We start from the raw sequence: 11,316 nt of genomic DNA, 5'->3' as shown, positions 1-11,316 counted from the left end.
CTCGAAGTTTTTTGACAAGGAGTTTTGTATACTTGGCTTTCAAACTATTGATTTGTCTTGGTTCGGACGCTTGAGTGTGGAGTGAACTCCGTTTCAAGCGCATTTACCAATGTAGTGCCTCTTTCAGGAGTTGTCAACCTTTTTTTCAATTTTTTTTTGAGGAAGTCAAAAACCCTTTCCCAGAGGGCGATCTGAGCTATGTTAAATCTAGAGCTAACCCGACCAGCTTGAGAAAATTACCCCTGTTTGTCAGATGAGAGCTTTACCGCCATTGATCCTGCTAGATCCGATCCTCCAGAACTGGTTGTTAGAAGATATAGGTCGAGGCGATCGCACTACTCAGGGCTTGTGGGAAGCCCCGGACAAAATTGTCCAAGCCGAATGGACGGCTAAAGCAGGGGGAGTGATTGCTGGATTGCCGATCGCGAAACGGATCTTCCAACTTTTAAGTGATCAAACCAGTTTTGTCTCTGTTGTAGCTGAAGGGGAAAACTGTCATCCCGGACAGGTCATTGCTCGTTTACATGGCTCTCTGGATACCCTCTTAATGGGAGAACGAGTGGCTCTCAACCTAGCAATGCACTTAAGTGGCATTTCTACCCTTACCCGCCAATATGTCGATCAACTCATCGATTTTCCCACTCAACTCGTCGATACCCGTAAAACCACCCCTGGGCTAAGACTGCTAGAAAAATATGCCACCCAAGTCGGTGGTGCCATTAATCATCGTTTCGGCTTAGATGATGCCGTGATGATTAAAGACAATCATATAGTGGCAGCAGGTAGCATAAAAGAGGCGATCGCTCATATCCGGGAACAAATGCCCTACCCCCTAAGGATTGAAGTCGAAACCGAAACCCTCGAGCAAGTGACAGAAGCCTTAGATCACGAGGCTGACATTATCATGCTGGACAATATGCCCTTGGAAAGGATGCGACAGGCGGTACATAAGATTCGCGGCAAAAATGACCGACTGAAAATTGAAGCCTCTGGGAATATTACCCTGGACACCATTCGTGCTGTAGCCCAAACGGGTGTAGACTATATTTCCACGAGTGCCCCTATAACTCGTTCCACTTGGCTGGATTTAAGTATGAACTTACTGCACGAGAATCACATGTAAGTGGGTGGACACAATTAAAGTTAACGGTTGAGATTGGGGAACAGGGAACAGGGAACACCTCGACTTACCTCGACTCCGCTCGGTAACACGCTCGGTGTCTCACAGGGAACAGTAAGGGTTTGAGGCTTGTTTACATGACTTAATCTAGTTAAGTTTATTTCCACCAACCTAACTTAAAGTTCATTCCCTAATGTTTTGAGTAAACCATTTCTCCCTAATTCTTGGCAACCTCTTATCGTTTCAACTCTTTACCTAGCGCAATGACTTCAACCTTGGAACAACTAAAAGCCAAATTTGAGCAAGCATTGATTGCTGCCTTTGGTGAAACGATGGCGGGTACAGATCCAATGTTAGTTCCTGCCAGTAATCCTAAATTTGGTGATTATCAATCGAATGCGGCGCTCTCTCTGGCAAAACCGCTAGGTCAACCCCCACGAGCGATCGCAGACATGCTGGTCAACCATCTCGATGTTGCTGATATCTGCCATCCTCCCACAGTCGCAGGACCCGGTTTTATTAATTTCACCCTCAAATCTGCCTATTTAGAAGCCAAGTTGAATAGGAATCTCACCCATCCTCGCTTAGGTGTAGAACCCGCCAAACAGCCCCAGCGAGTTGTTGTGGATTTTTCCAGTCCAAACATTGCCAAAGAAATGCATGTTGGTCATCTGCGCTCCACTATTATTGGGGACTGCATTGCCCGTATTTTGGAATTTCGAGATCATGATGTCCTGCGCCTCAATCATGTCGGCGATTGGGGAACTCAATTTGGCATGTTAATTACCTATCTCCGGGAAGTTTGCCCCGAGGCATTAACCACGGCTGAGGCTGTCGATTTAGGAGATTTAGTCAGCTTTTATCGACAAGCTAAAAAACGGTTTGATAGCGATGGAGCTTTCCAAGAATCCGCACGACAGGAAGTCGTCAAGCTGCAAGCTGGGGCTGAAGATACCAAACGAGCTTGGCAGTTGCTGTGTGAGCAATCCCGGCGGGAATTTCAGGTCATTTATGATTTACTGGATGTGGATCTCGCCGAACGGGGTGAATCATTCTATAATCCCTTACTTCCTGATGTGGTCAACGATTTAGAACAATCAGGCTTATTAGTGGAAGACCAAGGAGCTAAATGTGTTTTCTTAGAAGGATTTACCAATAAAAAAGGTGAACCTTTACCCTTAATTGTACAAAAGTCAGATGGAGGGTATAACTATGCCACAACTGACTTAGCGGCACTACGCTACCGGATTGAGCAAGATGGGGCAAAGCGGATTATTTACGTTACTGATGCTGGACAAGCGAATCATTTTGCCCAAGTATTTCAGGTCGCAAAACGGGCAGGTTGGTTACCAGAGACTGTTGAAGTTGTGCATGTTCCCTTTGGATTGGTACTAGGGGAAGACGGGAAAAAGCTGAAAACTCGGTCTGGAGAGACGGTGCGATTGCGGGATTTATTAGATGAAGCGATCGCGCGGGCGCGTGCTGATCTGAAAACTCGCATCCAAGAGGAGGGTCGCCAGGAAACCGAGGAGTTCATTGAACATGTGGCTCAAGTGGTTGGTATGGCGGCGGTCAAATATGCTGACCTCAGTCAAAATCGCACCAGCAACTATGTGTTTAGCTTCGATAAGATGCTATCGCTCAAAGGAAATACAGCACCGTATCTGCTGTATGCTTATGCCCGGATTCAAAGTATTGGTCGCAAAGGTGGCATTGATTTTGAGCAGTTAAGAACATCTACTCAAGTCTCATTGAAAGAAGGCCAAGAAGCAACACTAGCTAAACACCTACTACAAGTCAGCGAGGTAATTAAAGACGTTGAGCAAGAGTTATTACCTAATCGTCTTTGTCAGTATTTGTATGAACTGAGCGAGAAATTCAGTCAATTTTATGACCAATGTCCTGTGCTTAAAGCGGAGGAATCCGTGCGACTATCACGATTAATGTTGTGTGACCTAACAGCTCAAACTTTGAAACTGGGATTATCGTTACTCGGTATTTCGGTACTCGAACGGATGTAGAAAACATACCCATTTACCAAAGGATAGCCTTTCAGTCTCATCAACCGCTGGTTAAAGGAGGATAACTTAGAACTAGCCAGGGGCTGCTGAATAAGTTTTGTGGTGGGGTAGGGAGCTGGGGGAGCTGGGGAAGCAATGTAGAGACGTGCCATGCATGGCACGTCTGGGAGCTGGGGAAGCTGGGGAAGCTGGGGGAGGAAAGTTATATCTTTGAATACAACTTGGTATGAGATCCTCGACCACATCTTCAGGAATACGAATTGTGATACTGGTCATATTCACGGAAGTTTCACATAAATCGAGCCATTCTTCATCAACGCTTATCCCAAAAGCCTCTGGAGAACGGTTAAGCTACTAGGTAAGACGATATACACCGCTTACTCCCAAGTTGCAATTAGTGTATCTCACTCCTTATCCCGTTCTCAGTGGGTCGAGAACGGGATTTTTCATTGTTGGGTGGTACCATTTTGATAAATAAAAAGGGATAGAGTATCGGGATCAATAACAACGGACAAAGAAGCCATGACCAACGATCAGACCCAACTTTACAGAAACTTCATCGATTTTTCATATAAACTTCATCGTAGCTACACACAACTCCTGCTACTTGGGTAGATAATAAAAATATAGATGAAATCTTTTTCCCACCCTTGGACGAGTCCCCGAAAGGGGATTTTTTTTTGGCTACATAACTTAACAAAACTTCAACACAGAATCCCCTTTGCCGGATTCCCAAAAGCGATACCTGTAAGAGGGGGTGACGATTGTATTCACCCTCTGATTAATGAAAATCTCCGCTCAAGCCCTCTGTGTTGGATTACTTGTTTCTGGAGGGTTAACGTCGCCTGTCATTGCCCAAACTCCTGAGTCGGAAACCGATACGCCACGTTTACCAACTCCGGGGACTGCCACAGATTTGAGAGTCTTACCCCGTGTAGGCGTTGATTTTACCACCGAAGGCGCAGGCTATCAAGACCCATTTTTTAGTCTGGAAGGCTTTGTTCCAATTACTCAGATTCCCGGAAGCACTCTGACATTTCTGGAAGGACAGTTACGTTTGTTAACCGACTCCACCATGGGCGGAACGATTCTTCTGGGACAACGGTTTTACAATTCCACTCAAAACCGGATTCTGGGAGGCTATCTTTCCTATGATACCCGTGATACCGGAAACAGCGTGTTTCACCAAATTGGTGCAGGGTTTGAACGACTGGGGGATAATTGGGATTTGCGGGTGAATGCGTATTTGCCAGTGGGTGAACGCCGCCCAGAAGTGGATGAGTCGTTCTCTCTGCGTGGATTCGCACAGAATCATTTACTTCTCAATCATCGCCAGCGCTTTGAAGCAGCAATGGCGGGATTTGATATTGAAGCGGGGGGACGGTTGTTGCGATTAGGGGAGGGGGATTTACGGGGATATGGGGGGGTTTATTATTACGGTGGGGAGGGAACTGATGGTGCGATTGGTATTCGAGGGCGATTGGAGGCGCGTCCCACGGATTATCTGAATCTGGGTTTATCGGTGCAAACTGACCAAATTTTTGATACTCGGATTGTTCTTAGTCTAGGCGCAACCTTTCCGGGAACTCGCCCCCCTGAGGTTGAATCCGGTAGCGCCTTGACACGGATGGGTGAATCGGTAGGACGTATCGCCACAATTATTGTCGATGAACAAACGGAAAATGAACAAGTCGCGGCGATAAACCCGAAAACGGGTCAACCTTGGCAGTTTCAGCATGTCACGTTGGGGGTGAGTACAGGAGAGGGTACGTTTGAAACACCGTTTGGCACAGTGCAGGATGCCTTGAGTGTGGCACAAACTGATGAGATTGTTTATGTGCAAGTGGGTACGACGTCTGAGACAGAAGGTTTTCAGTTTGCGGATGGGGTAGCGGTACTCTCCGCAGGTGCAGTTCAACATATTGATACGCAGCAACTGGGTAGGGTGCAGTTGCCCTTATCGGGAAGCGGTGAGTTTCCCACAATTACGGGAACGGTAACGCTAGGAAATAATACCACCCTGGCTGGGTTTGCGATCGCCAATGCCACGGGGAATGGTATCCAAGGCGCGGCTATTGAGAATGTGACGATTCAAGATAACCGCATCACCAACGTCACAGGACAAGGGATTAGTCTCATCGATGTAACTGGAACCAGTGCGATCGCTCGTAATGTTATCACAAATAGCGGTCAGCAGGGCGTTTTTATTCAAGCATCGGGAACCACTCAACAAGAACTCACCCTAGATAGTAATCAAATCAGTGACAGTGGTGGTCAAGGTGTTTTTATTCAAGCCTCTGGTGAGGTGCAACAGCAATTAACGGCAACCAATAATCAAATTCGTAATAGTGTCGGTCAAGGGGTTTATTTGACGGCGAATAATAATAGTCGCCAGACCTTTGATGTCTTGAATACGAGCATTCGTAATACTGTTCTCGATGAAAATGGCGATGGGGGTCAAGGTCTTTTTCTACAAGCCAATGCCAGCGCCCAGCAAACCTTGACTCTGGAGACTTTGACAGTTACTGAAAGTGCAGGTCAAGGCATCTTTGTGGCAGCCAATGGTAACGAAAATGACCTCACCCAGCAATCTCTCCAAGAGTTTAACCTCAGCAACGCCACCGTTAGCGAAAGTACAGGACAAGGGATTTTCATCGCCGCTAATAATAACAGTGAGCAAACCTTTGACATTGATGCCAGTACCATTAACCAGACTCGCCTTGACAGTAATGGCGATGGCGGTCAAGGCGTCTTTATTCAGGGAAATCGCGTTGCTGTTCAAGATTTTACCCTCAACAATACCAGCGTCACCAATACCGCTGGACAAGGTATTTTAATTGCTACCAATGGTGATGAAAATGATTTAACTGCCCAATCGAGGCAAGAGTTCCAACTAAATGGCACTGACGTTAGTGAAACCGTGGGTCAGGGGATTTTTATTGCGGCGAACAATAACAGCGAACAAGTCTTTGACATCGACAGCAGTACGATTCGTAATATTGAACTCGACGCCCAAGGCGAAGGCGGACAAGGGATTTTTGTGCAAGGTAATCGTATGGCAGTCCAGGAGTTTCAGATTAATAGTCCCACAATAACCAACAATGCTGGGCAGGGTATTTTTGTGGCGACGAATGGAGATGAAAATGACCTCAGTGTACAATCACGGCAAGAGTTTGCCATCACAGACGCCCAGATTAACCAGAGTACAGGTCAGGGGATTTTCATGAGCGCTAATAACAATAGCACTCAAAAATTTGAGATTAAAGATAGTACGATTGATGGCACAACCTTGAACACTTTAAACAGTGGCGGTCAAGGGGTTTTTGTCCAAGCCAATAGCATTGCCCAACAAGACTTTACCATTGATAATGTTCAAATCACTGATAGTCAGGGTCAAGGTCTTTTTGTTGGCGCGAATGGCGATGAGAAGAATCTCGAACTCCAATCTCAGCAACGGTTTCAGATTAGTAATGTGCAGATTAGTAATAGCACAGGTCAGGGAATTTTTGTATCGGCGAATAATAATAGCCGCCAAGAGTTTGAGATTGAAACCAGTACCATTAGCGGTACAACTCCCACCAGTGGAACGGATGGAGGTCAAGGCATTTTTGTCCAGGGAAATGCTGTCTCGGTGCAAGATTATCGGATTAACAATACCATGGTTACGGATAATGCAGGTCAGGGTATCTTTTTGCAAACGAATGGCAATGCTGAAACTCTTGCCGATGTAGAGTTGACAATTTTGGATAAAAATGCTATTCCAGGATTTAAGGCTGTACTCAATAGCGATCGCACGTTCTGCCTTGCCCTAAGTGACAACACCAGCACGACAGAGTTCCAGCTTCAGCGCAATAATGGCACATTCGAGGTCGTGAATCTAGATACTCTCACTCAGAATAATACAGGAACCGTTAATTTTGCCCCCAACCTGGAAGACTTTGCTAACGTTTCTCAGTGTAATTGAGGATAGAAGGGTAAGAGGGTAGGAGGGTTGTAGGGGCGGGTTTAGCCGTTTAATTGACGGGTATACCGATAACTTATCAACAAAACCCGCCCTCTTGTCGTTTAGATTTGAGACAAAGGACATAGCGTGCTTCTCAAGGGAGCAAGTAGGACGAATGACGAATGACGAATGACGAATGACGAATGACGAATGACAAATAGCCATTTTGTCAAGATCAGTTTTAGATCAAGAGCAAAGTGCATCAGAACTGATCTAGAAGATCGTCTAGCTTATGAGTCAATATAATAAGTAGCAAGACTCCAGATGCAGTCATCAACCAAATAACTCTGCCTGAAGGAGAAAAGCATACACCCTGATACTTGTCCTCAGCCTTTCACAGAAAGCGCTGAGGTTTTTCGTATATTGCCACTTTAACGACTGCGGATAGTATATATAAATCCCGGTTAACCCAACCATCACGCCAACTGCTTCATGCGAAATTGCTGCAACTCCTCTGGGCGCATCGCCCCTTTTTCAGTAATAATCGCAGAAATTAACTCGGCTGGTGTGACATCAAACCCTGGATTATAAAACTCCACCCCTGTAGGACATGTCACTGTCTCACCAATTTGATAAATTTCTGAGGGATGGCGTTCTTCAATCGGAATTAAATCGCCTGTGGGTAAGTCAAAGTCAACCGTAGAGAGGGGGGCGGCGACAAAGAAGGGAATATTATGGGCTTTGGCGAGTAATGCCACACTATAGGTGCCAATTTTATTCGCCGTATCTCCATTGGCAGCAATTCTATCTGCACCCACCATCACCGCATCAATTAATCCCTGATGCATACAATGGGCTGCCATATTATCGGTAATTAACGTTACTGGGATTCCCTCTTGTACACATTCCCACGCCGTCAGTTTTGCCCCTTGCAACCGGGGACGAGTTTCACAGGCATAAATTCTGGCTAACCGCTTCTCGCGCCAGGTTGAACGCACGACTCCCAAGGCTGTACCATAGCCGGCTGTGGCGAGGGAACCCGCATTGCAATAAGTAAGAATACATAATTTTTCTGGAGTCGCGGGCATAGCCGCCAACCCATTATCCCCGATCGCTTTACAGATCTCTAAATCTTCAACCTGAATCGCTTGGGCGGTTACTAACAGTGCCATTTTTAACTGATCGACTGAACCAATGGTTTCATGGGCAGTTTTCAACATGCGGGCGATCGCCCAAAATAGATTTACCGCTGTCGGGCGCGTCTGGCGCAGGAGTTTGGCAACCTCTTCGAGTTCAGTGACAAATGTCTCGCGATCCGCCGTTTTAATGTCTCGCGCCCCCAAGTACATCCCGTAAGCCGCCGCCACACCAATCGCTGGCGCACCTCGGACAATCATGGTTCTAATTGCCCGTGCCATATCCTCACAGCACTTAATTTCAACCACTGTATAGTTGTGGGGTAAACGGGTTTGGTCAATTAGGAGTACGCGATCGTCGCGCCAAACGATGGGATACACCGGATTACTGGGCATGGTTACTTATGGGCTAATGTGGAAAACTGCTTACAGTTTAACTCGCTTTGGTTATTTGTCCTTTGTCATTCGTCATTCGTCTTTTGTATAACGATACTAAGACAAGTTAGGACATTCTTTACTGTTCCCTGTTCCCTGTGATACACCGAGCGTGTTACTGAGCGTGTTACTGAGCGAAGCGTTCGACTGAGCGCTCACGCCGAAGTCCGAAGTAAGTCGAGGTAAGTCGAGGTGTTCCCTGTTCCCTTTTGGACTAACTGATGTCCTTTCCGTACCTCGTAGTGCTATAAATTTGGATACATCCCTTCAGGAACTCCGCTTCATCAGTCATGATTTATACTTCATTACATAGTTTGCTTTCCACCAAGAGCGAATTTTTCGGATCAGGTAAACGATTAAACTCTTGGAGAGTTTATTAAATTTATAGTAAAAGAGAATATCCATCATCTCTTGAGTCTCTAGAGGGGTCAGATACGAGACACCTTCATCAATTTTGTTGTCGCTTTCAATTAAATAGCACTTCATGCCAATCTTTTCGGACAGATTCCAGGTTCGATGAAATTTTTTATGAATTTCTTGTTGATAATCTTGAAAACTGGCTGATTGACCCTTTAAATATTGCTGAATATGCTTGCCAGCGATTTCGGCGCAATGCATAGCATGGCGAATCCCTTCTCCGCCCAAAAGGTTCACCATTGATACGGCATCTCCAATGGCAATAATATTATCGCGATAGTAAATATCCCTCAGTCCACTGGAATAGTGCAGCGTTGATCCATGAGTATCAATTATTTTATAGTCTTTGGCTTGTATATGCTCGCGAACCAGTAAATCAATATAATATCGAATCGATTCCGTCTGCTTAATAATTTTATGGTCTAATCGATACGATGCCGCCCCTACCTTTAACCGAGGCTTCTCCATGGGAAATATCCAAGAATAGCCTTTTGGCATCCATTTATGTCCCAAGAAAAACCAGAGGGAATGGGCATATTTATCATAATCATCTTCTGATACTTCAATTAAATATTCAATCCCAGACGGCTTTAAAAACGCAGGTTTCTCGCTTTCCTTCTTATACATAACCGCTCTAGTGGGTCCTGTGGCATCCACTAGCACCTGGGTGGTGACAGTAATCGGTTCTCTCCCTCGCGGCTTCAGTTCAACCCGCGTCTCACCTTCTGTTTGGACATATCTCACATATCGACATCCCAGGCAAACCTCGCCGCCCCAAGATTTAACCTCGTCAGCCAGAAATTGTCTCAACTTGGCGAAATTTAAGACAGCCCCTAAGGTTTGCGGAGCATCCCAATTTCGGGTTAAATTGGTGGTGACAATCACCAAATTATGCCAAAAACTACCGACAACATCCTCCGGTAAGTCAAATTTTTCTAAGGTTTCTAATGGCGTAGCCGCACTAGAAAAATCATTTTTCTCAAAGGTTTCATGCTGCTCGACCAACAAAACCTGATAACCGGATTTCGCCAACCACCTCGCACATTGTCCCCCGGCTGGACCTGCGCCGACTACGACAACATCGAATTTTCGCATACTATATTAGTAAAGGGTGTCATGATTCCAGTCTCTCATACCAGGTTGCCCGTTTAGTAGTAACCGTTAAATTTTTTTTGGCAAAGGGTAAATGGAAAACTTGCTTCCTTTCCGTCCTGCTCCTTTACCCTGTCCATCTGTTACTGCGCTTAAAGAGGATTGGAAATCGGGGATGAAGACAGCTTACATCCTCGATTATCAGTTGCAACATTACTCCGTCCTGAATGACTAACGTACTCTCTCCTTCTCTTAAGCAGGAGAGAGACGTTTGGACTGCGAAACACAACTGAGTATCAAATTAACCATTCCAGAATTATTTATGAAACCATCTAAACGCGAGCAAATTGCCCAAGCTGCTATGCAACTTTTTATCCAGCATGGCTATAGGGAAACCAGTATGGATCAGATAGCTGCCGAGGCAGATGTATCTAAGCATACCATTTACAATCATTTTCAATCCAAAGAAGGATTGTTTATTGAATTGATGGAACAGTTCATCTGTAAGCAGTTTCAGCCTGAGTTTAATTCTGACCTGTCGGATGAGCCAGCCGCAGGGTTACGAAGATTGGCAGAGGCATTTTTAGCGAAACTGAATAATCCAGAGTATGCGGCGTTTCTACGTTTATTGATTGCCGAATCGGGTCATTTTCCGCACTTAGCACAATTGTTTATCCGCCGGGTTATTGGGGAAGAACGTCATAGTCTGAAGCAGTATTTTGAATCCCATCCAGACTGGCACATTCGTGATCCGGAGTTGACTGCTTATATTTTTTTGAGTTCTATGTCTTCCTTGGTACTTTTTCAAGAGGTTATGCAAGGAAAGTCAATTTTGTCAATCGAACAAGACCATTTAATTGACCAGTTAGTTGACTTGGTTTTATCGAACTCGGCTGTCCAAGTTTTATCACCGCCCTGAGACGAATGGTTTCCGTGATAAGTTGATCATTGGTCAAATTTAACGGTTGAGATTAGGGCGGGTTTTGTTTTTCATTTATCGGTGGAGAGGGCGGGTTTTGTTGTTCCGTTATCGGTGAATATCTGAATTTAGTCCCTAAACCCGCCCCTACAATTGTCCCTAAACCCGCCCCTACAGATTCCCTAAACCCGTCCCTACATCTTTGGCGTGCGATCGCGGTTGAAAATCCGGTG

Annotated in this window: 6 protein-coding genes; 4 read left to right on the top strand and 2 right to left on the bottom strand. The window is 45.5% G+C overall.

Annotated features, from left to right (window positions below; translation table 11 throughout):
- The first annotated feature begins 253 nt into the window (after positions 1–253).
- From nadC to RID53_RS34695, 3 genes are all read left to right on the top strand, one after another.
- Complete coding sequence (nadC, locus tag RID53_RS34705) at positions 254–1,123, top strand: carboxylating nicotinate-nucleotide diphosphorylase (protein WP_446392421.1); 870 nt, start codon at positions 254–256, stop codon at positions 1,121–1,123.
- 260 nt (positions 1,124–1,383) lie between these two features.
- Positions 1,384–3,141 (top strand): arginine--tRNA ligase, encoded by a 1,758-nt coding sequence (argS, locus tag RID53_RS34700; protein WP_446392420.1) that lies wholly within the window; start codon positions 1,384–1,386, stop codon positions 3,139–3,141.
- A 784-nt stretch (positions 3,142–3,925) separates the two neighbouring features.
- Positions 3,926–7,105, top strand: a complete 3,180-nt coding sequence (locus RID53_RS34695; RefSeq protein ID WP_446392419.1) for a beta strand repeat-containing protein — start codon at positions 3,926–3,928, stop codon at positions 7,103–7,105.
- A gap of 455 nt (positions 7,106–7,560) precedes the next feature.
- Here RID53_RS34695 and mtnA read toward each other — a convergent pair whose 3' ends face one another.
- Positions 7,561–8,616, bottom strand: coding sequence for an S-methyl-5-thioribose-1-phosphate isomerase (gene mtnA, locus RID53_RS34690; protein ID WP_446392418.1), 1,056 nt, complete (start codon positions 8,614–8,616; stop codon positions 7,561–7,563).
- A gap of 327 nt (positions 8,617–8,943) precedes the next feature.
- Positions 8,944–10,167: an NAD(P)/FAD-dependent oxidoreductase gene (locus tag RID53_RS34685; RefSeq protein ID WP_446392417.1), complete on the bottom strand. Its 1,224-nt coding sequence runs from the start codon at positions 10,165–10,167 to the stop codon at positions 8,944–8,946.
- 319 nt (positions 10,168–10,486) lie between these two features.
- On the opposite strand from RID53_RS34685, the gene RID53_RS34680 reads away from it, so the two are divergent.
- The gene (locus RID53_RS34680) at positions 10,487–11,083 is read left to right on the top strand and encodes a TetR/AcrR family transcriptional regulator (protein WP_446392416.1); all 597 of its coding nucleotides are present in this window, start codon (positions 10,487–10,489) and stop codon (positions 11,081–11,083) included.
- Positions 11,084–11,316 lie beyond the last annotated feature (233 nt).

It is taken from the genome of Coleofasciculus sp. B1-GNL1-01, assembly GCF_040220235.1.
Classification (GTDB): Bacteria; Cyanobacteriota; Cyanobacteriia; order Cyanobacteriales; family Coleofasciculaceae; genus Coleofasciculus.
Note: the sequence above shows the minus strand (reverse complement) of the source record. Positions and strands in the feature narration are given on the sequence as shown.

Coding starts and splice junctions, on each gene's coding strand:
- nadC (WP_446392421.1), top strand. CDS start 254: ATGAGAGCTTTACCGCCATTGATCCTGCTAGATCCGATCCTCCAGAAC.
- argS (WP_446392420.1), top strand. CDS start 1,384: ATGACTTCAACCTTGGAACAACTAAAAGCCAAATTTGAGCAAGCATTG.
- RID53_RS34695 (WP_446392419.1), top strand. CDS start 3,926: ATGAAAATCTCCGCTCAAGCCCTCTGTGTTGGATTACTTGTTTCTGGA.
- mtnA (WP_446392418.1), bottom strand. CDS start 8,616: ATGCCCAGTAATCCGGTGTATCCCATCGTTTGGCGCGACGATCGCGTA.
- RID53_RS34685 (WP_446392417.1), bottom strand. CDS start 10,167: ATGCGAAAATTCGATGTTGTCGTAGTCGGCGCAGGTCCAGCCGGGGGA.
- RID53_RS34680 (WP_446392416.1), top strand. CDS start 10,487: ATGAAACCATCTAAACGCGAGCAAATTGCCCAAGCTGCTATGCAACTT.